This window comes from Rhodococcus sp. 114MFTsu3.1 (assembly GCF_000383555.1).
GTDB classification, from domain to species: domain Bacteria; phylum Actinomycetota; class Actinomycetes; order Mycobacteriales; family Mycobacteriaceae; genus Rhodococcoides; species Rhodococcoides fascians_E.
In genome coordinates, this window is sequence record NZ_KB911554.1 from 142,732 (window position 1) to 165,847 (window position 23,116).

Here is a 23,116-nt window from a genome sequence, read left to right on the forward strand (position 1 = left end):
TCCTAGACCATGTAGGTCGAGTTGATGATGGCGCCCTTGCGTGCGTAGTGAATGAGGGCGTCCTGGACGTCGAGGGGATGCGCCGGGATGACGCCCTCGATCAGGTCTTCCTCGCGGCCACCGTGCAGCGCGAGGCCGAAGCGACAGCAGAACACGGTGCCGCCCTCGGCGATGAACGTCGCGAGCGAGTCGTTGATGTTCTGCTCGCCCGGGAACCCTGAGTCGCCGGTCGTCGGGAAGCCGCGCGTGGCAAGGCAATTGATAGCGCCGGGACCGTAGAAGTACATGGCCGACTCGAAGCCCTTGCGCAGTGCCCGCGTTGCCTGCAGCACGGCAACGAAACTGACGGATGATTCGTGGGCGATACCGTGCACGAGCGTGAAGTAGCTCTCGCCGTTCTCGGCCTTGTAGTCGGGGAAGATCTTGGTGGAACCGTAGATGTTGCTGCCCTTGGGGAGCGAGGGGTGCGGGATCTCCGAGAGGGACTTGGCGATGTTCTCGGCGATGGCGTTGTCGATATCGGACACGTAGTGCTCCTGGGATGAGAGGTTGTCGATCAGCGGGTGACTGAGAACCGAGTGGGCAATCGTTGGCCACCGGTGGAGAGAAGAATCGAAGCCGGAGATGCTCTTCGGCCATGAGACAAGTACAAGCCCCATCCATTTCCGAATGGTCACGCGCGGAATAACGCACTGTTTCGAAGGGCTCACATCGAGGCACGTGCGCGGACCGATACTCTTGAGTTCTACTGACCACCCGCACCACTGCCTAGTTCGAACGAGGAAACGATGATCGGCGCCGTCACAGGCTTGCTGTACGTGATGTCCCTGATCGTCGGCGTGTGGGTTCTGGTCAAACTCGTCATGGGGAGCCCGGTACTCCTGAAGTACCGATCCAACCGGGCGCTGTTCTGGACGATCGCCGCGACCGAGGCCGTCGTGCTCGCTCAAGCAGTCATCGGATTCGCCATGATGTTCACCAGCGACCGCGAGATACATCGCCTCACGTTCGGCTCGTACCTCGTGGGGCTCCTGCTGCTGTTGCCGATCGGCACCTGGTGGTCGCTCGGCGATCGCTCACGCGGCGGTACAGCAGTGCTGCTCGTCGCCGTCGTCACCCTCGCAGCCATGGTGTTGCGCCTCAGCCAGATATGGGCCGGATATGCCTGATACCTCGTCACCCCGGGACAACCTGCAGCAGGCGACACGCACCGGATTCGGCCGATTCCTGATCGCCGTCTACGCGGTGTTCGCTGTGGCTGCAACGTCCCGATCGATCGTGCAGCTGACGACGCGGTTCGACGTCGCACCGTTCGCGTACATCCTGTCGGCCGTCGCTGCAGTGGTCTACATCGTCGCGACGGTCGGGCTCGCTCGTGCCACCGAGGCATCACGCAAGGTGGTGACGGTCTCGTGCATCATCGAACTGGTCGGCGTCCTCGCGATCGGCGCCCTCAGCTACATCCAGCCCGACGACTTCCCCGACGCAACGGTCTGGTCTCACTTCGGCCAGGGATACGTCTTCATCCCCGTCGTACTTCCCATCGCCGGACTATGGTGGCTGCGTCGCACCCGGCAGCCGCGCACTCCGCAGTAAACCGGAGTCCTCTACTTCAGCGCCGCGAGGTTGGCGACGGATTTCTTCACATCCGAGTCGAGTGCTCTGGCGACGACTTTTCCGACGGGACCGAAGAGGACGCCGCCGCCGAATTCCGCGTCGAGGGTCAGTTCGGAACCGCCGGGGCTTTCGCGGACGTGGATCGTCAGGGAAATCCTGACGCCGCCTTTTCCGCTGCCGGACATTTCGATGAGCTCGGGTTCCTTGTACTCGGTGAACGTCCATCGGATCGTGTTCTTGAAGCCTTTGACCTTCACGAGGGATTCGACTTCGGTGCCCTTGGACAGCGTTTTCGGCGGCGGGCTGCACCATCCACCGTGGATGGTCATCCACTCGTCGAACCTGTCCAGGGCCGACGCCTTGTCCCACGCGCCCTGCGGGTTCTCGGGCATCTGCACGGTCACACTGATCGTCGCCATACCTTCCATCATGTCCCACGTCGGCGACGGCCAAACTATGGTGGCGATCATGGCGACGCTCGACATCGCAGGTCGGAAGGTCTCGGTGACCAACCTGGACAAAGTGTTGTTCCCGGAGACGGGCACCACCAAGAGTCAGGTCATCGAGTACTACACGACGATTGCGCCTGCGATGCTTCCTCATCTGGCCGGTCGGGCCGTGACTCGGAAGCGGTGGCCGAACGGTGTGGAGCAGTCGTCGTTCTTCGAGAAGAATCTCGCGTCGTCGGCGCCGGAATGGCTGGATCGCCGGGACATGCAGCATTCCGATCGGGTGGTGACGTATCCGTTGTTCTCCACCACGGCGGACTTGGCGTGGCTCGGGCAGCAAGCTGCCATCGAGGCCCATGTCCCGCAGTGGCGGTTCGACGGCAGTCAGCCCGGACCGGCGACGCGCATGGTGTTCGATCTGGATCCGGGGGACGACGTCGACCTGGCCCGTTGCGCCGAGGTGGCCTGCGAGATCCGCGATCTGATCGCCGAGATCGGGTTCACGGCGTTCCCGGTCACGAGCGGGAGCAAAGGCATCCACCTGTACGTGCCGCTGGAGAAGCCGCTCACGACATCGGGGGCGTCGACCGTCGCCAAGCGTGTGGCGACGTTGCTGGAGGAGCGCTCACCGGACCGCATCACGGCGACGATGGCCAAGGCCAAGCGAACCGGACGGGTGTTCGTCGACTGGTCGCAGAACAACGGCAAGAAGACGACCGTCGCGCCGTACTCGCTGCGCGGCAGATCTGAGCCGACCGTCGCCGCACCGCGCTCCTGGGACGAGCTCGAATCACCTGGTCTGCACCAGCTTCGGTTCGAGGAGGTCCTGCGCAGGTACCACGACGACGGCGATCTGCTTGCCGACCTCGATCCGCCGTTGGAGGTCCGCGAGCCGGACAAGCTCACCAAGTACCGCAGCATGCGCAGCGCGTCGAAGACGCCCGAACCCGTGCCCGACGCCGCCGAACCTCGCGGCACTACCCCTGGACACGAACACGAACACGAACACGACGACACGTTCGTCATCCAGGAACACCATGCGAGGCGCCTGCACTACGACTTTCGCCTCGAGCACGACGGTGTCCTGGTCTCGTGGGCCGTGCCCAAGAACATTCCCGACGACCCGGCTCAGAACCGCCTCGCGGTGCACACCGAGGATCACCCACTGGAGTACGCACGCTTCGAGGGCACCATCCCCAAGGGCGAGTACGGGGGCGGCGAGGTGACCATCTGGGATTCGGGCACCTACGAACTCGAGAAGTGGCGTGACGACGAGGTCATCGTCGTTCTGAAAGGCACTCGGGCACAGGGCCGTTTCGCGTTGATCCGCACCAAGGGAAACCAGTGGCTCATGCACCTGATGAAAGAAAAGGATGCACCCGAGCTACCGAAGAGCGTTCAGCCGATGTTGGCGACGGCAGGCGACGTGACCGACCTGCCCGACGGCGAATGGGCGTTCGAGGGCAAGTGGGACGGCTTCAGGGTCGTCGCGCGGATGTCCCACGGGGAGATGAAACTGGAGTCTCGGACCGGCAAGGATCTGACCGAGCGGTTCCGCGCCTTCTCGGCGCTGGCCGCGGATCTTGCCGACCACGAGGCCGTCCTCGACGGCGAGGCCGTGGTGTTCGCTGCCGACGGATCGACGAGTTTCGAACTGCTGCAATCGAGTTCCGGTACCGACGTGAAGTTCATCGCGTTCGATCTACTGCACCTCGACGGCACATCGCTGGTGAAGAAGAAATACTCGGACCGGCGCAAGCTGCTCGAACTCCTCACGACCGGCCTGGAGTCGGTCCTGGTGCCCGAGGCGCTCACGGGCACGGCAGAAGAAGCTCTGGCCACCAGCGTCGAGCGTGGCTGGGAGGGCGTCGTCGCCAAGCGTGTCGACTCCGTGTACCAGCCAGGTCGACGCGCGCACACCTGGATCAAGACGAAGAACTGGCGAACACAAGAAGTCGTCGTCGGCGGGTGGCGACGCGGGAAAGGTAGGCGCGGCGGTGGTCTGGGTTCTCTGCTCGTCGGCATTCCCGGCCCGAACGGACTGAGGTATCTGGGCCGGGTGGGAACGGGGTTCACCGACTCTGCACTCGACACTCTGGCCGCGCTGCTCTCGCCTCTGGAGTCGGACGAGTCGCCGTTCGAGGAACGGCTACCGACCGCCGACCGAAAAGATGCGGTATGGGTCACACCGTCGCTCGTCGGCGAGGTTCGGTTCTACGAATGGACGGACTCCATGCACCTCAGGCACCCGAGTTGGCGTGGCGTTCGTGACGACAAACAGCCGACTGACGTGGTTCTCGAGAACGATCCCTAGCCGACTGGTCAGTTTGTAGCCGCGTGCCATAAAATCTCGGAGTCTTCGGTGATCGCTGCCGGGGGGCGGCGTAACGAGCGGACTGCTTTTCCCTATATCGCATTCGGTGGGGTAGAAGGACAGCAACATTCGCTCGAGTAATCAGAGCTTTCGGGAGGGAACCCAACGTCATGCGCGCACTCAAACTGGTCGGGGCTGCCAGTATCACGGCAGTGGCGATCGCCTGTTCCGCGGTGATATCGACGGGCACCGCAGCGGCCAATCCTCTGGAACCGACGCCGATCTCCGACGTCTTCTATGCGCCTGTGCCGGACCTGGAGGCCAAGAATCCAGGTGACATCATCTCCAGTCGGCCCATGCCGCCTCCCGCCGGTTTCCTCGACACCGACGTGTGGCAGATCCGGTTCCGCTCGACCAACTCTGCCGGCGATCCCATCGCGGCGGTGACGACGGTGTTCTCACCGCGGAACAAGGTTCCGAACGGGCCGTTGCTGTCCTACCAGCACATCATCAACGCACTCGGTCTGCAGTGCGCGCCGTCGCAGGCCTTGTGGACGCAGGACCCCAACCTGATGATCCGTGAGGCTCCTGCACTGAACGTCGCATTGCAGCGTGGCTGGACCATCAACATGGCGGACCATCTGGGACCGAACAGCGCGTACGGCGCGGCCAAGATGGGCGGGCAGATCGTCCTCGACAGCATTCGGGCGACCCAGCGTTTCGATCCGCTGCAGGTTCAGCAGAGCCCGGTTGCACTCGCCGGTTACTCGGGCGGCGGCATGGCCACCGCGTGGGCTGCTGCATTGCAGAACGACTACGCACCCGAGCTGAACATCGTCGGAAGCGCAGCGGGCGGCGCACCGATGAACCTCGAGCGCATGGCACGCGACCTCGGATTCAACCCGCACCCGGTCTTCGGACTCGCATTCGCGGCGGCTCTGGGTCTCGAGCGTGAGTACCCGACGCGCATCCCGATCAGCGAGCAGCTCAACCCGCTCGGTCAGCAGATGGCAGCGCAGCTGCAGAATGCGTGCACCAACGACATCATCGCCGTCGGTGCTGGCAAGAGCGCGATGCAGGTGGCCAACTCCATCGACTTGATCGACAGCCCCGAGATGGTTGCCGCAGTCAACGAGAACAGCGTCGAGCTCTACCCCGGTGTCCCCAAGGCCCCGTACTTCGAGTGGCACAGCCCGACGGATGCGCTCATCCCTGTCTCGGCCATCAGCAACACGGTCGGCCGCTACTGCGCCGCAGGCGTTCCGGTCACCGAAGTGCTCGTTCCCAGCAATGATCACCTCACCGCTGCAGTTCTCGGATTGCCTCAGGCGCTGGAATGGATCGACGCACGCTTCAACGGCGTGCCCGCTCCCAGCAACTGCTGACGGCCGGCCGACCCCGGGCCTTGAACGTTCGATCGGTTCGAGGCCCGGGAGTGGAGCTTGCGGGACGACCATCCGATTTTGTTAGCCTTACCTCGCACAACGTTGTCGATGCGAGGAGTTTTCCGTGCGTTCCAGTGTTCTCAAGCTAGCCGCAGGTGCGGCCGCCATCGCCCTGGCCGCAGGGTGCTCTTCGGACGACAGTTCGTCGTCGTCCGAGTCGGGCGGCGAATCCGGGGCGTTTCCGGTCACCATCGACCACGCGTTCGGCCAGACGACCATCGAGAGCGAACCGTCCAACGTCGTGACGATCGGGTTCAACGAGCAGGACTTCGTTCTCGCGCTCGGCGTGAAGCCCGTTGCTACCCGCGGCAACCTGAGCTACGACTACCGCCAGCGTCCCTGGGCACAGGACGCACTCGGTGGCACCGAGATCCCCGAGGTCGGCAGCACCGACCTCAACCTCGAGCAGATCGCGGCGGCCGGTCCGGATCTGATCCTCGGGCCGTACTCCTTCATCGAGAAGGGCCAGTACGACCAGCTGTCCGAGATGGCTCCGACGATCGCCGACATCGGCGGGTACGAGGACGTACCCGCTGCCACCTGGCAGCAGGAGTTCGAGGTCATCGGAAAGGCCCTCGGCAAGGAGCAGGAAACCGCGGACAAGACCGCCGAACTCGAACAGAAGTTCCAGACGGCGCAGGACGAGAACCCGCAGTTCGCCGCCAAGACGCTCGCACTCACGTTCCTCATGGACGACGGCAGCTACATGATCCTCGGTTCCGACGACATCCGTGCGCTGTTCTTCACCGACCTCGGCTTCCAGGTTCCGGAGAAGACCGAGACCGTCAGCCTGGAGGGACTCACCCAGCTGAACTCCGACGTGATCGTCGTCGCCGGCAAGAGCCGAGAAGAGCTCACCGCCAACCCACTGTTCGCGCAGCTGCCCGCCGTCGCCGAGGACCGCACCGCCTACATCGGTTCGTTCGATCAGGACCTTCCGTCCGCTCTCGGATACTCGAGCCCGCTCTCGCTCGACTACGCGATCGACGGCTTCACCCCGATGCTCGCCGCCGCTGCGGACAACGACCCGGCGACGGTCGTGCCCGCTCCTGCAGGGTGATCACGATCCACTGGTAGCGAATTGAGTTCGATGGAGCTCCTCGTAGCGGCCACCCGCTGCGAGGAGCTCTTCGTGTGTTCCCCGCTCGACAATCGAACCTGCCTCCACCACCAGGATGGCGTCGGCGGCCCGAATCGTCGACAGTCGGTGCGCGATCACAACCGAGGTTCTGCCCGCGAGCGCCTCGGACAGCGCAGCCTGGACCGCTGACTCCGACGTCGAATCCAGCGACGCCGTCGCCTCGTCGAGAATCACGATCCGTGGCCGAGCAATCAGCAGCCGAGCGATGGTCAGTCTCTGCCGCTCACCTCCGGACAACCGATAACCGCGCTCTCCGACGACGGTGTCCAGCCCGTCGGGCAGAGATTTCACCAGATCTTCGAGCCGTGCCCGACGCAACGCGTCCCAGACTTCGTCGTCGGTGGCCGACGGCCGCGGCAGCACAACGTTGGACCTGATCGTGTCGTGGAAGAGATGTCCGTCCTGCGTCACCATCCCGACGGCACCTCTGATCGAATCCGCTTTCAGATCACGGACGTCCTTGCCGCCCAGCAGGATGGATCCACTGTCGACGTCGTACAACCGAGCGATGAGCTGCGCGACGGTGGACTTGCCCGCGCCCGATGTACCGACCAGGGCAATCATCTGCCCAGGTTCGGCGACGAACGAGATGCCGTGCAGCACTTCGTCGCCGCCACGAGAATCCAGCGTCGCCACTTCCTCCAACGAGGCAAGCGACACTTTGTCCGCCGACGGGTAGGCGAACCTGACGTCGCGTAGTTCGACGGCAGCAGGCCCGTCGGGGACGTCCACGGCGTCGGGACTGTCCTCGATGAGCGGTACGAGGTCGAGGACTTCGAAGACACGCTCGAAGCTGACGAGAGCGCTCATCACTTCGACGCGTGCGCTGGCCAGCTCCGTCAGCGGTGAATACAACCGGGTCAACAGAAGAGACAGCGACACAACCGAACCCGGATCCAACTGTCCCTTCAGCGCGTAGAAACCACCGAGACCGTAGACGACGGCGAGCGCGAGGGCCGACACCAACGTCAGCGCAGTCACGAACACCGTCTGCACCATGGCGCTCCGAACGCCGATGTCCCGGACCCGAGCTGCGCGAACCGCGAACTCGCGCGACTCGAAGTCCGGTTGGCCGAACAGCTTGACCAGAGTCGCACCCGGCGCGGAGAACCGCTCCGTCATCTGCGTACTCATCGCGGAATCGTGTTCGGCTGCTTCACGTTGCAGCCTCGCGAGTCGCCTGCCCATCCGGCTGGCCGGTATCACGAAGACCGGAAGGATGATCAACGCGAGCAACGTGATCTGCCAGGAAATCCCGATCATCACGACGAGCGTCAGGATCAGCGTGACGAGGTTGCTCACGACGCCAGAGAGCGTGTCGCTGAAGGCGCGTTGCGCACCGATCACGTCGTTGTTCAACCGGCTCACGAGAGCACCGGTGCGCGTCCGGGTGAAGAACGCGATCGGCATCCGCTGAACGTGGTCGAACACCGCGGTGCGCAGATCCAGAATCAACGCCTCACCCAAGCTCGACGACAGCCACCGGTTCACCAAACCGAACGCCGCGTCGACGACGGCGATCAGTGCGATCGCCACCGACAGCCACAGCACGACATCGAACGAGTCGCCGTCGACGATGGCATTGACGACGCGTCCCGCCAGTACCGGCGTCGCGACCGCCAGAACTGCGAGCACGACGCTCAGAACGACGAACCCGATCAGTTTGTTGCGGTGCGGCTCGGCGAACCTCAGGATCCGCCGAGCCGTGACCGACGAGAACTGCGTGCTCTGCTCGGACGCATGCATCGTCCGATACAGCTGATTCCAGGCCGTGACTTCCATGCTCATACCGGCAACGCTAGAACCTCGATGTAGGTAGAGGTCAAGGAACGCGCCACATCACGCCACTGCGGACACAGCAGCCTCCTCCAGGGCGAGATCCACGATGTCCGCGACGTCGGTCATCGGACGTACGTCGAGGGCGGCGAGCACCTCGGCCGGCACGTCGTCCAGATCCGGTTCGTTCCTCGCGGGAACGAAAACGGTCTTCAGACCTGCCCGTTGCGCGGCCAGCAACTTCTGCTTGACTCCGCCGATCGGCAGGACCCGACCGTTCAGCGTGACCTCGCCGGTCATTCCCACATCCGACCGCACCGGCCGTCCCGTCGCCATCGACACCAGTGCCGTGACCATCGTGACGCCTGCCGACGGACCGTCCTTGGGTACGGCACCTGCCGGTACGTGGACGTGGATGCTGCGGTCCAACACCTGCGGATCGATGCCGAATCGTGCCGCGTGAGATCGCACGTAGGACAGGGCTATCTGCGCCGACTCCTTCATGACGTCACCCAGCTGACCCGTCAGCGCAAGTCCGGGCTTGCCCTCCGTCGAGGACGCCTCGATGAACAGCACGTCGCCTCCGAGTCCTGTCACGGCGAGACCGGTTGCCACACCGGGCACTTCGGTTCTCTCGTGAACGTCGGGAGTGAAACGCGGTCGGCCGAGGTAGTCGACGAGTCCCGCCTCGTCGATACGCACCGTCGCCTTTCCCCCTGCCAGTGCCGTCGCCGACTTCCGCAGAGCCTTGGCGAGCAGACGCTCGAACTGACGCACACCTGGTTCACGGGTGTAGTCGGCGGCGATCTTTCGCAACGCATCGTCGGTGACGTCGACTTCGTCGGACGTGAGCGCAGAACGTTCCAACTGACGCGGCAGCAGATAGTTCCGCGCGATCACGACCTTGTCGTCCTCGGTGTACCCGTCGATGGTGACGAGCTCCATGCGATCGAGCAGAGGTCCCGGAATCTGTTCGACCACATTGGCTGTCGCCAGGAACACGACGTCGGAGAGGTCGAGATCGAGGTCCAGGTAGTGATCCCGAAAAGTGTGATTCTGCGCCGGATCGAGAACCTCGAGCAGAGCGGCACTGGGATCGCCGCGGTAGTCGGAACCGACCTTGTCGATCTCGTCGAGCAGCACCACGGGGTTCATCGAACCCGCCTCACCGATGGCGCGGACGATTCGCCCGGGCAACGCACCCACGTAGGTACGCCGGTGTCCGCGAATCTCCGCTTCGTCGCGAACGCCACCGAGTGCGACACGAACGAACCTGCGGCCCAACGCACGCGCCACGGATTCGCCCAGCGACGTCTTACCGACTCCGGGCGGCCCCGCGAGCACCATGACCGCACCCGATCCGCGTCCACCGACGAGGCCCATGCCGCGCTCTGCTCGACGCGCCCGCACGGCGAGATACTCGACGATACGATCCTTCACGTCGTCCAGACCATGGTGGTCCGCATCGAGAATCGCTCGTGCCGAATCGATGTCGGTCGTGTCGGTCGTGGTGACCGACCACGGCAGGTCCAGGACGGTATCGAGCCACGTCCTGATCCACCCGGACTCGGGACTCTGATCACTCGCCCGCTCGAGCTTTCCGACCTCACGAAGTGCGGTCTCGCGCACCGCATCCGGGAGATCTGCCGATTCGACGCGGCCGCGGTAGTCGTCGGCGCCGCCTGGTTCGTCCTCGCCGAGCTCCTTGCGGATCGCGGCGAGCTGCTGCCGCAGCAGAAACTCTTTCTGGGTCTTCTCCATACCGTCGCGCACGTCGTTGGAGATCTTGTCGTTGACCTCGACCTCCGCGAGATGGGACCGGGTCCACTCGATCAGCAGTGTCAGACGATCGTGCACGGATGGGGTCTCGAGCAGCTGCCTCTTCTGCACATCGGTCAGGTACGACGCGTACCCCGCGGTGTCGGCGATCGCGCCGGGATCGGTGAGCTTGTTGACGGAGTCGATGACCTGCCACGCGTCGCGGCGCTGCAACATCGCGACGACGAGCTGCTTGTACTCGGTGGCCAGCGTTCGGGTGCTCTCGGCAGTTCCACCACTACCGTCGACGGCGGATTCGTCGACGATTTCGGCCTCGACCCACAGGGCAGCACCGGGCCCGCTGACACCGTGACCGATGTGAGCGCGGCGCTCGGCCTTGAGGACTGCGGCAGCCTCCCCGGTCGCGAGCCGTCCCATCTGCACGATGGACGCAACCACGCCGTACGCGGCGTATCGGTCCTCGAGCCGAGGAGCAACGAGCAAGGTTCCGTCGTTGGAAGCCTGTGCTGCGTCCACGGCAGCGCGCGCGGACTCGTCGAGTTCGACGGGGACGACCATCCCGGGCAGAACGACGGGGTCGGTCAGAAAGAGAACAGGTAGGCGGATGGGTTCGGGCATTACAGCACCTCCGGTCGGTTGAGCTATGTGGACTCAACTTCACGTGTGCTCCGGGTGTTCCCCGTGGTGAGCGTGTTCTCCGTGGGCAGAATCAGCGTCCGCGACTACGCCCGACGACTGCCGTCCCGTCCAGTTCCTCGGATCTGACGATCTCCGCTTCGAAACCCGACGCCGCGACGAGCGCCGCGGTGCCCTGCGCTTGCCGAACGCTGGTTTCGACCACGATGCGGCCCGCAGGAGCAAGCCACTCCCCCGCCCCCTCGACCACTCGGCGCTGGAGGTCGAGGCCGTCGACACCTCCGTCGAGAGCGTCTCTCGGCTCATGGTCCCTCGCCTCGGACGGCATGGAACCGATCGCCCCGGTCGGAACGTACGGGGCATTGGCGACCACGACGTCGACGGTTCTCCGAAGACTGTGCGGCAGAGCGCTGTACATGTCACTTCGATAGACATGACCTCCGACGGGCTCCAGATTCCGACGCGCACAGCGGACTGCAGCGGGTGCGATGTCGGAGGCATGCAGCGCCACCCCGGGCCGCTCGTGTGCGATCGCAACGGCGACTGCCCCGGATCCGCAACAGATGTCGAGCACAACCCCGGGCTCCGCGTCGACCGCGGCGTGCACGAGGAGTTCGGTTCTGCGACGGGGGACGAACACTCCGGGCGCGACCGATATCCGCAGACCAGCGAACTCCGCCCACCCGAGAAGTTGTTCCAGTGGAGTGCCGTCGACTCGCTGTGCGACAGCCTTTTTCAGAGCGCTTCCGCCGAACGCCTCCACGAGGAGCCGAGCCTCGATTTCCGCGAACACGCAGCCCGCGGCGCGCAACACCCGGACGATCTCGTCGAAGGAAGGCGCGGACATCGGACTCGAGATCAGCCGAGGGGCGTGAGGCGGTAGTGCAGCCGGACAGCGGTCACGTTCCACAGTTTCAGCACATGATCGGTCCGCAGCACCCCCTCGTCGTCGACGTAGACATGGAAGACCTCGTGGATCGGCGCTCTGGCCGCGTACCAGGCACCTTTGTCCAACACGACCGTGTAGGCGCCGTCCTGCCCGAACCTACCCGACGGGGACGTCAGAACGAGCGAACCTCCTTCGCCCACTGTCGGTTTCAGGAAAACCTGGACGTTGCCGTCCTCCAACGGGAAAGTCACATGGACGCTCGGACCCGACGCCGAGGGAAGCGTCGAAGCGCGGTAGTAACCGCTGTACATGTAGTCGCCGGTCTTCCGCAGAGTTCGCAACCAGGCAGAGCCGGCATGCCGGCCGTCGGCGTCGACGATCTCCGTGACCTCACTGTCCACACCGTGTGCCACCGCCAGAGGCTGCACCGGAAGAGCAAGCTGCTGCACGCGTTTGCCGTACAACGCTTCGATGGCCGCGCCGGGTAGCCCGAAACCCGTCGTCCACTGCGTCCACGCATCCATGCGCCACCGAGCAGTGTGCTCGTAGAATTCGCGAATGCGAGGGTCGATCGCGCTCGGGTCGAACTCCGGACCGGCCAGCGCATCGAAGCTGTGCAGCAAACCGTCCGACGAGGAACCGGGTACGACGCGCCCACCGATGCGCTCCGCCTCCTGCTGCAGCCACCTGTCCCGAACGACGCCCGGACCCGATACCGGCCCCCGCAACCACGACTGGTCGCCGTCGAGGTCGACACGTCTTCCGACCGTCTTCCACCCCAGTCTCGACGCCTTGTCCGCCAGCGACCACGCCCCCACGCTCACCATGCACCCAGCGTCTCACACCGGCTCCTCAGCAGCGAGCACTGCGACAACCCAACCGGAATCGAGTTCCGAGAACGGCCCGAGTGCATCGACCTACTTCGCAGGATCGGGTTCTCCATGAATCCGTACCCACGGCCCCAGAGCTTGTCGTAGGCGAGACCAGCTAGCACCCTCGGAGGAACACCACAGTGACTACACCCAAGACCGCGTCCGTGTGTCGGACTTCGATCATAAGATCTTGCATCGTGGGCACATCGAGTGCTGTCGCCGTCGTCGGCAGGTATCACCGCTGTTGCATCAGCTGACGAAACTCGCCTGGCGAATCCAGAGACAGCAGAGGCACTTCCGGGGTGAAACCGGCCGACGATGGATACCGAACCGATGCCTACACAGGGTCGGGGCAAATACTGGCGACAGCCAGCACTTGCGAACCAAGTCAGCCCGCAGTCGGGACGTTCTACCTTGCGCCCGCATCAGGCTAGGCCGTGATCGCCGGTTCGCGTGGACGCATGTCGGATAATCTCATCCGTCTATTCCTGCAGCCGCGGAGCGGTCCGAAATTCCACCCCCGAATGACGGCGATCGCCTCCGTACTCCCAGCGAATGGTCCGTTCGGGGCCATCTCGACGAGGCCTCACGCTGATTCCGCGATAGTCGTAACCGTCCTGTCTCACCTGTTCCCACTCGAAATCCACGGTCTCCCCGACGACCGCGTCGACACTGGAACCGGTGATATGAATGGACTCATTCTCGCGCGCAGGAGGCAGCGTGATGGCCCACAGCATGCTGACGTGAACCCAGCATCCGCCGGCAGTGTCCAGGGAGTCGAGAACGCCCCATCCTTCGTCGGCATACCACTTCCTGATAACGCCTGTACTGGTCATTGCCTCAGGTTAGCCAGGTTGCGGGAGCCATACCGGAGCAGACGACCCGACCACACCGATGTGGAGCAGAGAAAGAAAATAACGGGAGGCATCGCTCACGGTTGCGTTCGAACGTATGTTCGATTACTCTATGTGACATGGCACAGCCGGGGGGCTCCACGCAGGTTCGATCCGATGCAGACAGTGCGGCATCGCGGTCACTGACGCGCCTGTCGGATGGACGGCGGGCAGAGAACCGAGCGTCGGCAGTGGTGATCCACGAGTTGCAAGATCTCTACGAGATACGGCTGTGCGCAGAGATGGACGTGCATGCACTGGGTGCAGAGCACGGCAGTGAGGAACCGAACGTCGATCGCGCCCGACACACAGTCGAATACGAAGCAGCAGTGTCCATGTCGACAACTCGGACTGTTGCGCGCCAGATGATCGTTGTCGCCAACCATCTGTTCTGGCGTCTGCCGGCAATCGATGCCGCCTTCACGGCCGGGGACCTCGACTACGGCCGTGTCCGAACGGTAGTTCTGACCCTGCTCCGCGCCAGCGACGAGACTGTGTCGGCTCTGGAGGCAGATATTCTCGCCGCGGCACAGCGATGCGCTCCGAAAGCGCTGCGGGAGAACATCTGGCGCCGCTGGTTCCAATACGACCCGGACGAGGCCGCGGCTGCACAGAAAGCTGCGCTCGCCGACGAACGATGCGCCGAGATTCGCCGCAACGACTCCGGCATCGCCACCCTGGTGTCGAAGATGAGCGTGCTCGAGGGCGCTGAATGCGACGCCCTCCTCGACGAGTACGTAGCCACCGTCTGCCCGAAAGATCCACGAACCAAGAAAGAACTACGCGGACATGCCTTACTCGCGTTGATCCACCGAGAAGATGCGCTCCAATGCCGTTGCGGGAGCGAGGAATGCCCGTTTCGCGGAGTCGATGCCAAGAACCCCAACCGGCGACCGTACCTGCTGAACATTCACATCGACATCGAAACCATTCTCGGGCTGAACGAAGAGCCGGCCACACTGTCCGACGGCACAGTTCTCGACGCGGAAACCGTGCGACTCCTCGCCACCGACACCCGCTGGCAGGTCCTGCTCACCGAAACCCTGACCGCCGCACGTGACCGCCGTGGCCTCGACAACGACGAATCGGCCGACGATCTCGACGACGACGGTGCCGGCAACTCGGACGAGGGTTCGGACGGGGGTGACGACGACGATGGCGGCACCAAGGTTACTGACGCACCGAATCCCAGACCACCGGCGCAACATCCAGTACGGCGCGGTCGGCGTAAGGCTGCCCGTGCTCGGCGGGTTGTCGCCCGCGGCCGAACACGGCCTCCAGCGCCTCTGCCGACTACTACGCAGCGGGCCAAGGACAATCCGCGTGCATCGGCGATCGGGGAAGAAGCGGCGCTGTCCGCGGCGATTGCTGCGTTCATGGACGCTGTGGCACTCGACCCGTCGCTCGCCGAGGGCTTGCACCCCGACGGACACGGTGGATTCTGCACGCCTCCGCCCGGAGCCCTCACCTACCGGCCGAGCGCTGCTCTGGTCGCGCTGGTTCGCGCGAGCTATCACACCTGTACGTTCCCGAACTGTGGGGTACCGGCTGCCCGTTGCGACATCGACCACATCGTTCCGTTCGATCATCGAGATCCGATTTCCGGAGGCTGGACCGTTCTCGGAAACCTGCATCCACTGTGCCCGTACCACCATCAGGCCAAGACTCTGCGACTGTGGGCGTGCACCAAGCTCGACGGAGACGGAATCTATTGGCGCTCAGGGGCTGGGCTGCAGCACATAACCCCACCCGCGTTCGGAACAGTCGACATCCCCGGGGATTTCGTCCACGTCCGTCGATTCCGCATGCCGTCCCGACCGACGTCGAGGGGCGCATCCCGTCGATCCGACACCCGCAACAACATCGACCGCCACGACGACTTACCCGACCCGCCGGACGAACTGTACGAACCCACGTGGTGGGAAGCCAACATCACCGACGAGGACTGCCAACTCTGGAGGCTCCTGAATCCGCGCACCGACGGCGGCGCACCAAGTCTGGCGGACATCGCAAGACTCGACGATCCGCAGTGCCGAGCCGACGCGCTATACCTCCGCGAGAAGTTCCTCGAGCATCGCGCCGTGGTCGCCGAACGCGAGAAGTACCGGCCACCACCGTTCTGAGCAGGAGGTTTCAGGAGTGGAGCCTGCGTAATGACTCGTACTAGGGTTCGAGCCCGAGTCCTTCCGCTTCCAAGGCGGCCTTCACGATGCCGAGTGCTTTGGGGCCGACGCCGTGGAGCTGTGCGAGCGCCGATTCCGACTGCCCGGCCAACGCCTCGAGCGATGTGAAGCCGGCGGCGAAGAATGCGCCTGCTGCGGGGCGTCCGGTGCCTGCGGGGAAATGGTCGATCGGCTCACTCATGGCCACATCTTAAACTCGCCGGTAACCTGGTCGGGTGCCTGACAACAAGCAGCGACGCGTCATCCTCACCGGCGGAAACACCGGAATCGGTTACTTCACCGCGCTCCAGTTGGTGAAGCAAGGCGACCACGTGACCTTGGCCTGCCGCAACCTGGACAAGGCCAAGACAGCGGCGGACAAGATTGCCGCAGAAACCAACAGCACCGGCGGCGTCGTGGACACTGCCGAACTCGATCTGGCCGATCTGAGCTCGGTGCGTGATTTCGCGGCATCGGCTCCCGACCGCGTCGACGTCCTCATCAACAACGCAGGCGTCATGATGCCTGCGACGCGGCGCGAGACCGTCGACGGCTTCGAACTTCAATTCGGTACCAATCACCTCGGCCACTTCGCGTTGACCGGCCACTTGCTCCCCAAGCTTCGCGCGTCGGACAAGGCCACCGTCGTCACCGTCTCCTCGGTCGCCCACAAGCAAGCACCGAAACTCGATTTCGACGATCTGCAGGCCACGCGCGGGTACAACCCACAGCGGGGTTACGCCAATTCCAAGTTGTCGAATCTGTTGTTCGCACTGGAACTTCAGCGCCGTCTCGATGCCGCGAAGATCGACATCACGAGCAACGCCGCCCACCCCGGCATCTCGTCGACCGAGTTGTACTCGAGTCCCGACGGCCTGGGGAGTTCCAAGATTGCGTCCCTCGTCGCGGCCGTCGGGCTGCCGATCATCTCGCAGTCCGCGAAAGCCGGCGCACTTCCTACCCTCCACGCACTCGAGAAGGGTGGACCGGGGTCGTACACGGGCCCGAAGTGGTTGTTCGAGTCCCGTGGCGCTCCCGCTCCGGCAAAGCTCTCCGGCAAGGCAAAAGACCGCCAGCTCGCCGAAAAGCTCTGGGAAGCAAGTGAACGACTCACCGGAGTCGTGTACGACCTCGGCTGACGCACCGACATGCGGGTCAGCCGCCTACCGTGACCGAAGCGGGTAGCGGCATACCCCGGTCGCTCAGCACCGCGCGTAGCCGGTCCGGGTAGTCGGTGATGATCCCGTCGACTCCCATGTCCAGCAGGACGTTCATGGTCTCGGGGTCGTCGACTGTCCACGGAATGACCCGAATTCCAGCGGCATGGGCGTCGTCGATCATCTTCTGGGTCACGTACAGCTCGAAGTCCGGGTCACTTACCTTGCCGCTCTGCGGATTTCCCTGAACCGGTGAGAATCCGGATGCGCCGAACGAGCGGATCGCGGCAATCGGGTCACCGTCGAAATCGTCGATGTCCACGCCACCGAGCCATGGCGACCTCCCGGACTGACCGATCTGAAGAAACTCACCGTTCGTCAGCGCGACGGTCGGTAGTGCGGGTTCCACTTCCCGGACCCGCTGCAGCGCACCCCAGTCGAAGCTCTGGATCGTCGCTCTGTCGAGCATCCCAGCGGCACGGATGGTGCCGAGGACGGTGTCGACGAACTGCTCACGAGGTGCCGTCTCCGTCGGGCTTGCCGCTTCGACCTTGGTTTCGACATTCAGCTTGATCCCAGGGGCACTGGCGGCAAGTTCGAGAACGTCGGCCAACGTCGGCATCCGCGCACCCGGCACCGTTCGTTGCTCCGGATAGTCCGCCAGCCGCAACGTCCCACAGTCCAGGGTCCGAATCTGCGCCAGCGTCAACGTGTTCACGTACTTGCCGACGTAGGGGAACTCGGGATCCTGCTCGACGACAGGTGCCGTGTCCAGACATTTCTTCGACGAGACCTGCCGATCATGGGTGACGACGGCAATCCCGTCCTCGGTGATCTGCGTGTCCAGTTCCAGCGTGGTCACGCCGAGCTCCAGTGCAGTGGTGAACGATTCGAGGGTGCTCTCGGAGACGAGGCCGAGTCCACCCCGGTGCGCCTGTAGATCGAACTCGCCGTTCGACGGCTGAGGTCGAGGATCCGGCGACCGGTCCGCTTCGGCCGACGAACATGCAGTGAACGTGACCGCTGCGAGCACGGTCAAGACGAGCGCGGCACCTGGTAGTCGTCGCATGCCGTTCGACGCTAGGGGTGAGAAGCGTCGACTCCGTGAACTAGAGCTTCCCCGCACCCTTCAGATAAGTGACAACAGGCGCTCGGAACATTTCCGTGCGTGCGGCGCGGGCCCCGAGGGCAGAGGTCACCAACCCCTCGCACAACGCGATGTAGCCGGCTCCGACCTCGGCGTCGCCGAACAGTTCGACGGCACCAGGCCCCGAGAACAGGCTGCCCGCCAGCGCGGCGCGGTCGGCGTCGGACACCGTCGGGTCGAGCATCAGCACGTGCCGGGCGCGTAGTTGGGCGGCTCTCTCCGTGACGAGGTGGTCCAGGTACCGCACCGTCACCTCGACCGGATCACCCTCGATGGTCGACAGGTGGGTGAACTCGGCACGCGAAGTCTCGGTGATCCGGGCGATCACGGCGGCGAACAGATCGGCTTTCGATCGGAAGTAGTACGACGTGGAGCCGGCCGGCAGCGTCAGGGCGTCGTCGAGCTTGCGGTGGGTCAGTGCCCGGAGTCCGGAATCGGCGATGACGTCGATCGCCGCGTCCGCGATCGCAGCTCTTCTGTCCATGACGTGGATCGTACGCCAATTTCCTCTACATATGTAGAGTGGGCGCCCATGAGGCCACCAGTACCCCGGAATGCGTTCGCCGCCGATTTCGACCTGGACCCGTCGCAGCACTCCGTCGTCGACCTTCTCACCGAGGCCGACACGCTCGGCCTGTACCTGTGGGGACCCGTCGGGCGAGGCAAGACCTGGTTGATGGACAGATACTTCGGCGCCGCACCGGAGCCCAAGAAACGCCTGCACTTCCACACCTTTTTCCGTGACCTGCACGCGTCGTACTTCGTTCATCGGTTCCAGCTCGAACCGACGCTCGACGCGTTGATCGGCCCCACCCGATTGCTCTGCTTCGACGAATTCCACGTGCACGACATCGGCGACGCACGGCTCATCGCCCGGATGCTCGACGCCCTGTGGGCACGAGGTGTCGCCGTGGTCGCGACGTCCAATTACCCACCCGACGGCTTGCTGCCCAATCCGCTGTTTCACGACGCATTCCTCCCGACCATCGAGGTTCTGAAAGCGAACCTCCGAGTGGTGTGCGTCGACGGACCCGTGGATTACCGCACCCTGGGCGACGCGAACACCGAGAACTCGGGATTCTCCGCGGGAACCTGGTCCACCACCGGAACTGCCGCAGGCGAGTCCTTCGCGGACCTGTGCGAGGCCCCGAGGTCGACGGGCGATTACCTGGCCATCGTCGATCGGCTCGACGCGGGCGCAGAACTGACGATCAGGGAAATACCAGCACTTGCCCAGGCGTCGGACGACGCAGTGCGCAGATTCTCGAATCTCGTGGACATCCTGTACGACGCGGACATCAGGACTCGATTTCACGCACGGGTGCCGTTGGAGGAGTTCGCCGACGGTCACCGGGAAGGCCTCGGCTCGGTCTCGTCGGGAGGAGTCGATCTGAAGAGGACGCTGAGCAGGCTCCATCAGCTTCGGCATTCGCGGGCGTCGACACGTCTCGGAGCCGAGAAGTAAGGGAGACGCCCACAGCTGACGGCGGTCGGGGGCGACAGCAGCCGCGGGCGTCTCATCCATCATTCGCCGCAGGTGAAAGGCTGGATGGGTCCGGATGGAAAGTTTTTCGGAAATTTCTCGGCACCGGCATGGAATACCACCCGGCAAACTCCCGTTAGAGTAGAAGTCAATGCAAACGCATGAAAATGCGTTCGAGGGATTCGGCCAGGGAGCACACCATGCAGTTCGGAATCTTCACCGTCGGCGACGTGACAGTCGACCCCACCACAGGTCGCGCACCCACCGAAAACGAGCGGATCAAGGCAATGGTCACCATCGCCAAGCATGCCGAAGAAGTCGGTCTCGACGTGTTCGCAACCGGTGAGCACCACAACCGGCCGTTCGTGCCGTCGTCACCGACGACGATGCTCGGGTACGTCGCCGCCCAGACCGACAAGCTGATCCTGTCCACGTCGACGACACTCATCACGACCAACGACCCGGTGAAGATCGCCGAGGACTACGCGATGCTCCAGCATCTGTCCGACGGCCGCGTCGACCTCATCATGGGCCGCGGCAACACCGCGCCGGTCTACCCGTGGTTCGGCAAGGACATCCGTCAGGGCATTCCCCTCGCGCTCGAGAACTACCAACTCCTGCGACGCCTGTGGACCGAGGACGTCGTGACGTGGAAGGGCAACTTCCGGACTCCGCTCGACAGCTTCACCTCCACGCCTCGCCCGCTGGACGACATCCCGCCGTTCGTATGGCACGGCTCGATCCGCAGCCCCGAGATCGCAGAGATCGCCGCGTACCACGGTGACGGATTCTTCGCGAACAACATCTTCTGGCCCAAAGAGCACTACATTCAGCTCATCGACCTCTATCGCCAACGCTACGAGCACTACGGGCACGGCCGCGCGGACCAGGCCATCGTCGGCCTCGGCGGTCAGGTGTTCATGCGCAAGAACAGCCAGGACGCAGTGAACGAGTTCCGGCCGTACTTCGACAACGCACCCGTCTACGGACACGGCCCGACGATGGAAGAATTCACCGAGCAGACACCGTTGACCGTCGGCTCACCACAGCAGGTCATCGAGAAGACACTCGCGTTCGCGGACTTCTTCGGCGACTACCAGCGCCAACTGTTCCTGATGGATCACGCCGGTCTCCCGCTGAAGACGGTCCTCGAGCAGCTCGATCTGCTGGGCGAGGAAGTGGTACCGACGCTGCGCGCGGAGTTCGCCGCACGACGCCCGGCCGGGGTTCCCGAGAACCCGCCGACGCACGCGAGCATGCTCGCCGAGAAGGAGACGGCTGTTGCCGTCTAGCACCGAACTGTCGGTTGTCGCCTGGGAGGCGTTGTTTCGCTCCCAGGTGGCGCTGATGCGCAAGTTCACCGCCGACGACATTTGGGGCCCGATCAGTCTGCGCGAGTACGACGTGCTGTTCACACTCGGCAATTGCCCGACGCGAACGTTGCGTCTGCACGACCTCAACGCCGAGATCCTGCTGACCCAGCCCTCGCTCAGTCGACTCTGCGAACGGCTGGAGAAGCTCGGACTGGTCACCCGCACGCCGGACCCGAACGACAAACGCGGAACCGTCGTCGGCCTCACCGACGACGGCCTCGCTGTGCAACGGGAGATCGGACGGAAGCACGCGTCGCGCATCAGGAGATACGTCGGCGACGCGTTGACCGACGAGGAACTGCGAACACTGACGGCACTGTGCACCAAACTGAGGCTCGCGCAGAAGGACATCTCATGACAGGCGGTTTCCCATGAACCTCGAAATCATCACCCCACGCGACGTTCCACTCGGCGGCCCTCGCGCCATGAACGTCCGGCGGACGCTACCGACGAAACAGCGAACCCTGATCGGCGCGTGGTGTTTTGCCGATCACTACGGTCCCGACGACGTATCCGCGTCCGGAGGCATGGACGTCCCGCCGCACCCCCACACCGGGCTGCAGACCGTGAGCTGGCTGTTCACCGGTGAGATCGAACACCGCGACAGCATCGGCTCGCACGCACTTGTCCACCCCGGCGAGCTCAACCTCATGACCGCGGGCCGCGGAATCTCCCACTCGGAAGTCTCGACCGACAACACCCGAATCCTGCACGGCATGCAGCTGTGGGTCGCCCTGCCCGGGTCCGCTCGATTCACTGCGCCGGCCTTTCAGCACTACGTCCCCGACGCCGTGACGACGGGCGGCGCAGAGCTGCGGGTGTTCCTGGGATCTCTCGCGGGCCGGACATCCCCCGTCTCGACTTTCACACCACTCCTCGGCGCCGAGATCGTCCTTCCCGCAGGGAGTGCCGTTCAACTCGACGTCGACGAGGCCTTCGAGCACGGCATCATCGTCGACCAGGGCTCGGTGAACGTCGAGACCCTTCCCCCAGCTGACGACGCCGATCCCGAGGACGCGGAATCCGGCACCCTTGCCCGAGCCGAATTGGGATACCTCCAGCCCGGCAATCGCGCCATCACCCTGCGAAACTCGGGCACCGACGAAGCACGAATGCTGCTGCTCGGCGGGCCACCGTTCGGTGAAGAAGTAGTGATGTGGTGGAACTTCATGGGCCGCACCCACGACGACATCGTGGCCTATCGCGAGGCCTGGGAAGGAGCGGAGCATGCGGAGCGTGACGGGCAGTTCGGCACGGTCGATGGGTACCGGATACCGGGGTTCAGACTTCCTGCGCCCGAACTACCGAACGCTCGCATCGCCCCGAGACACTGAGGTGCGGGCGCTGCGAGGGTTCGGCTCGAGCCTCAGAAAAGAGTAGCGACCTCGTCGAGGGATTCGCTGCGGGAAGGTGCGGCAGCGGCAGGCGTGCCGGCAGCGGTAGCAACAGGTTTGCTGGGGCCCGCTTTGCCCGAGGCGACGGCGCGAGCAGCTTCACCGGCGAGCGCGTCGGCTGCCTCGTTGAAGTGGTTGCCGACATGTCCACGGACCCAGCGGAATCGGACAGGTCCGCTGCGGTCCACGATTGCTCGATCGATGCTCTGCACCAATTCCAGGTTGCGCACCGGCGATCCGCCCGCGGTTTTCCAGCCCTTACGCTTCCACCCCGGCAGCCATTCCGAAGCACACTTGATGGCGTACTGCGAATCCGACTCGATGAGCATCGGCTCGTCACCGGGGTGCGCGAGGATTGCCTCCAAAAGCGCTCGAAGCTCGGCGATCTGGTTGGTTCCCGACGCTTCTCCACCGGAGTTGGACGGCCCCGTGTGGTTGACCCAGGCCCAACCGATGGCGCCACCCGGATTCCGCAGACACGAACCGTCAGTACTCACGATGATCACGGGAAGGACCCTACTTCGCCCCACCGACAAACAACAGGCGCCGCGCAGGAGTGGAGCCTGCGGAACGACCTGATGAGGCAGGA

At 64.2% G+C, this 23,116-nt stretch carries 22 protein-coding genes; 11 read left to right on the forward strand and 11 right to left on the reverse strand.

The features are described 5' to 3' along the window. Positions 1–2: 2 nt before the first annotated feature. A complete protein-coding gene (locus H292_RS0118995; protein WP_026348108.1) occupies positions 3–527 on the reverse strand; it encodes an MSMEG_0572/Sll0783 family nitrogen starvation response protein in 525 nt (174 codons plus the stop codon). Positions 528–788: 261 nt separating this feature from the next. On the opposite strand from H292_RS0118995, the gene H292_RS0119000 reads away from it, so the two are divergent. Together H292_RS0119000 and H292_RS0119005 are read left to right on the forward strand one after the other, a co-directional pair. Further along, positions 789–1,169 carry a hypothetical protein gene (locus H292_RS0119000; RefSeq protein WP_019666933.1) on the forward strand — a complete coding sequence of 127 codons (381 nt, stop codon included), beginning with the start codon at positions 789–791 and terminating at the stop codon, positions 1,167–1,169. Next, complete coding sequence (locus H292_RS0119005; protein ID WP_019666934.1) at positions 1,162–1,596, forward strand: hypothetical protein; 435 nt, start codon at positions 1,162–1,164, stop codon at positions 1,594–1,596. Before H292_RS0119000 ends, H292_RS0119005 begins: the two co-directional genes overlap by 8 nt. An 11-nt stretch (positions 1,597–1,607) precedes the next feature. Here the strand turns inward: H292_RS0119005 and H292_RS0119010 are convergent, their stop codons facing one another. Further along, the gene (locus H292_RS0119010; protein WP_026348109.1) at positions 1,608–2,036 is read right to left on the reverse strand and encodes a type II toxin-antitoxin system Rv0910 family toxin; all 429 of its coding nucleotides are present in this window, start codon (positions 2,034–2,036) and stop codon (positions 1,608–1,610) included. A 49-nt stretch (positions 2,037–2,085) separates the two neighbouring features. On the opposite strand from H292_RS0119010, the gene H292_RS0119015 reads away from it, so the two are divergent. From H292_RS0119015 to H292_RS0119025, 3 genes are all read left to right on the forward strand, one after another. Beyond that, positions 2,086–4,380: an ATP-dependent DNA ligase gene (locus tag H292_RS0119015; protein ID WP_020112430.1), complete on the forward strand. Its 2,295-nt coding sequence runs from the start codon at positions 2,086–2,088 to the stop codon at positions 4,378–4,380. A 170-nt stretch (positions 4,381–4,550) separates the two neighbouring features. Next, entirely contained in the window at positions 4,551–5,765 is a 1,215-nt protein-coding gene (locus tag H292_RS0119020; protein WP_020112431.1) for a lipase family protein, read from the forward strand. A 124-nt stretch (positions 5,766–5,889) separates the two neighbouring features. Next, positions 5,890–6,885: an iron-siderophore ABC transporter substrate-binding protein gene (locus tag H292_RS0119025; RefSeq protein ID WP_020112432.1), complete on the forward strand. Its 996-nt coding sequence runs from the start codon at positions 5,890–5,892 to the stop codon at positions 6,883–6,885. Here the strand turns inward: H292_RS0119025 and H292_RS0119030 are convergent, their stop codons facing one another. The 5 genes from H292_RS0119030 to H292_RS0119050 all read right to left on the reverse strand — a co-directional run bounded on the left by H292_RS0119030 (position 6,886) and on the right by H292_RS0119050 (position 13,754). Then, positions 6,886–8,754 carry an ABC transporter ATP-binding protein gene (locus H292_RS0119030; RefSeq protein ID WP_020112433.1) on the reverse strand — a complete coding sequence of 623 codons (1,869 nt, stop codon included), beginning with the start codon at positions 8,752–8,754 and terminating at the stop codon, positions 6,886–6,888. It abuts the gene before it with no gap. 51 nt (positions 8,755–8,805) lie between these two features. Continuing rightward, on the reverse strand, positions 8,806–11,139 hold the full coding sequence (gene lon, locus H292_RS0119035) for an endopeptidase La (RefSeq protein ID WP_020112434.1): 2,334 nt from the start codon (positions 11,137–11,139) through the stop codon (positions 8,806–8,808). A 91-nt stretch (positions 11,140–11,230) separates the two neighbouring features. Beyond that, a complete protein-coding gene (locus tag H292_RS0119040; RefSeq protein WP_019666941.1) occupies positions 11,231–12,004 on the reverse strand; it encodes a putative protein N(5)-glutamine methyltransferase in 774 nt (257 codons plus the stop codon). Positions 12,005–12,015: 11 nt separating this feature from the next. Further along, complete coding sequence (locus H292_RS0119045) at positions 12,016–12,873, reverse strand: hypothetical protein (RefSeq protein WP_019666942.1); 858 nt, start codon at positions 12,871–12,873, stop codon at positions 12,016–12,018. A 527-nt stretch (positions 12,874–13,400) separates the two neighbouring features. Then, entirely contained in the window at positions 13,401–13,754 is a 354-nt protein-coding gene (locus H292_RS0119050; RefSeq protein WP_019666943.1) for a hypothetical protein, read from the reverse strand. A 137-nt stretch (positions 13,755–13,891) separates the two neighbouring features. Between H292_RS0119050 and H292_RS0119055 the strand changes: the two genes are divergently transcribed. Continuing rightward, positions 13,892–15,934 carry an HNH endonuclease signature motif containing protein gene (locus H292_RS0119055; RefSeq protein ID WP_020112435.1) on the forward strand — a complete coding sequence of 681 codons (2,043 nt, stop codon included), beginning with the start codon at positions 13,892–13,894 and terminating at the stop codon, positions 15,932–15,934. A gap of 40 nt (positions 15,935–15,974) precedes the next feature. Here the strand turns inward: H292_RS0119055 and H292_RS0119060 are convergent, their stop codons facing one another. Then, positions 15,975–16,175, reverse strand: coding sequence for a hypothetical protein (locus H292_RS0119060; RefSeq protein WP_020112436.1), 201 nt, complete (start codon positions 16,173–16,175; stop codon positions 15,975–15,977). Between the two features lie 34 nt (positions 16,176–16,209). Here H292_RS0119060 and H292_RS0119065 point away from each other — a divergent pair, with 34 nt between their 5' ends. After that, the gene (locus H292_RS0119065) at positions 16,210–17,112 is read left to right on the forward strand and encodes an oxidoreductase (RefSeq protein ID WP_019666946.1); all 903 of its coding nucleotides are present in this window, start codon (positions 16,210–16,212) and stop codon (positions 17,110–17,112) included. Between the two features lie 16 nt (positions 17,113–17,128). On the opposite strand, the gene H292_RS0119070 is transcribed toward H292_RS0119065, so the two are convergent. After that, positions 17,129–18,199, reverse strand: a complete 1,071-nt coding sequence (locus tag H292_RS0119070) for a glycerophosphodiester phosphodiesterase family protein (protein ID WP_020112437.1) — start codon at positions 18,197–18,199, stop codon at positions 17,129–17,131. A 40-nt stretch (positions 18,200–18,239) separates the two neighbouring features. Continuing rightward, positions 18,240–18,761, reverse strand: coding sequence for a TetR/AcrR family transcriptional regulator (locus H292_RS0119075; RefSeq protein ID WP_020112438.1), 522 nt, complete (start codon positions 18,759–18,761; stop codon positions 18,240–18,242). 48 nt (positions 18,762–18,809) lie between these two features. Here H292_RS0119075 and zapE point away from each other — a divergent pair, with 48 nt between their 5' ends. The 4 genes from zapE to H292_RS0119095 all read left to right on the forward strand — a co-directional run bounded on the left by zapE (position 18,810) and on the right by H292_RS0119095 (position 22,467). Next, positions 18,810–19,742 (forward strand): cell division protein ZapE, encoded by a 933-nt coding sequence (zapE, locus tag H292_RS0119080; protein WP_019666949.1) that lies wholly within the window; start codon positions 18,810–18,812, stop codon positions 19,740–19,742. Between the two features lie 218 nt (positions 19,743–19,960). Then, the gene (locus tag H292_RS0119085; protein ID WP_019666950.1) at positions 19,961–21,052 is read left to right on the forward strand and encodes an LLM class flavin-dependent oxidoreductase; all 1,092 of its coding nucleotides are present in this window, start codon (positions 19,961–19,963) and stop codon (positions 21,050–21,052) included. A gap of 55 nt (positions 21,053–21,107) precedes the next feature. Further along, a complete protein-coding gene (locus H292_RS0119090; protein WP_371828043.1) occupies positions 21,108–21,491 on the forward strand; it encodes a MarR family winged helix-turn-helix transcriptional regulator in 384 nt (127 codons plus the stop codon). Positions 21,492–21,504: 13 nt separating this feature from the next. Then, positions 21,505–22,467, forward strand: coding sequence for a pirin family protein (locus tag H292_RS0119095; protein WP_020112439.1), 963 nt, complete (start codon positions 21,505–21,507; stop codon positions 22,465–22,467). A gap of 32 nt (positions 22,468–22,499) precedes the next feature. Here the strand turns inward: H292_RS0119095 and H292_RS0119100 are convergent, their stop codons facing one another. Then, positions 22,500–23,033, reverse strand: coding sequence for a ribonuclease H family protein (locus H292_RS0119100; protein WP_020112440.1), 534 nt, complete (start codon positions 23,031–23,033; stop codon positions 22,500–22,502). Between the last annotated feature and the right edge of the window lie 83 nt (positions 23,034–23,116).

Bases quoted from the DNA above. Each gene is read 5' to 3' on its own strand.
- lon (WP_020112434.1), bottom strand. From the start codon at position 11,139: ATGCCCGAACCCATCCGCCTACCTGTTCTCTTTCTGACCGACCCCGTC.
- zapE (WP_019666949.1), top strand. From the start codon at position 18,810: ATGAGGCCACCAGTACCCCGGAATGCGTTCGCCGCCGATTTCGACCTG.
- H292_RS0119050 (WP_019666943.1), bottom strand. From the start codon at position 13,754: ATGACCAGTACAGGCGTTATCAGGAAGTGGTATGCCGACGAAGGATGG.
- H292_RS0119015 (WP_020112430.1), top strand. From the start codon at position 2,086: ATGGCGACGCTCGACATCGCAGGTCGGAAGGTCTCGGTGACCAACCTG.
- H292_RS0119000 (WP_019666933.1), top strand. From the start codon at position 789: ATGATCGGCGCCGTCACAGGCTTGCTGTACGTGATGTCCCTGATCGTC.
- H292_RS0119090 (WP_371828043.1), top strand. From the start codon at position 21,108: ATGCGCAAGTTCACCGCCGACGACATTTGGGGCCCGATCAGTCTGCGC.
- H292_RS0119005 (WP_019666934.1), top strand. From the start codon at position 1,162: ATGCCTGATACCTCGTCACCCCGGGACAACCTGCAGCAGGCGACACGC.
- H292_RS0119045 (WP_019666942.1), bottom strand. From the start codon at position 12,873: ATGGTGAGCGTGGGGGCGTGGTCGCTGGCGGACAAGGCGTCGAGACTG.
- H292_RS0119070 (WP_020112437.1), bottom strand. From the start codon at position 18,199: ATGCGACGACTACCAGGTGCCGCGCTCGTCTTGACCGTGCTCGCAGCG.
- H292_RS0119030 (WP_020112433.1), bottom strand. From the start codon at position 8,754: ATGAGCATGGAAGTCACGGCCTGGAATCAGCTGTATCGGACGATGCAT.
- H292_RS0119020 (WP_020112431.1), top strand. From the start codon at position 4,551: ATGCGCGCACTCAAACTGGTCGGGGCTGCCAGTATCACGGCAGTGGCG.
- H292_RS0119010 (WP_026348109.1), bottom strand. From the start codon at position 2,036: ATGGCGACGATCAGTGTGACCGTGCAGATGCCCGAGAACCCGCAGGGC.
- H292_RS0119085 (WP_019666950.1), top strand. From the start codon at position 19,961: ATGCAGTTCGGAATCTTCACCGTCGGCGACGTGACAGTCGACCCCACC.
- H292_RS0119040 (WP_019666941.1), bottom strand. From the start codon at position 12,004: ATGTCCGCGCCTTCCTTCGACGAGATCGTCCGGGTGTTGCGCGCCGCG.
- H292_RS0119055 (WP_020112435.1), top strand. From the start codon at position 13,892: ATGGCACAGCCGGGGGGCTCCACGCAGGTTCGATCCGATGCAGACAGT.
- H292_RS0119060 (WP_020112436.1), bottom strand. From the start codon at position 16,175: ATGAGTGAGCCGATCGACCATTTCCCCGCAGGCACCGGACGCCCCGCA.
- H292_RS0119095 (WP_020112439.1), top strand. From the start codon at position 21,505: ATGAACCTCGAAATCATCACCCCACGCGACGTTCCACTCGGCGGCCCT.
- H292_RS0119075 (WP_020112438.1), bottom strand. From the start codon at position 18,761: ATGGACAGAAGAGCTGCGATCGCGGACGCGGCGATCGACGTCATCGCC.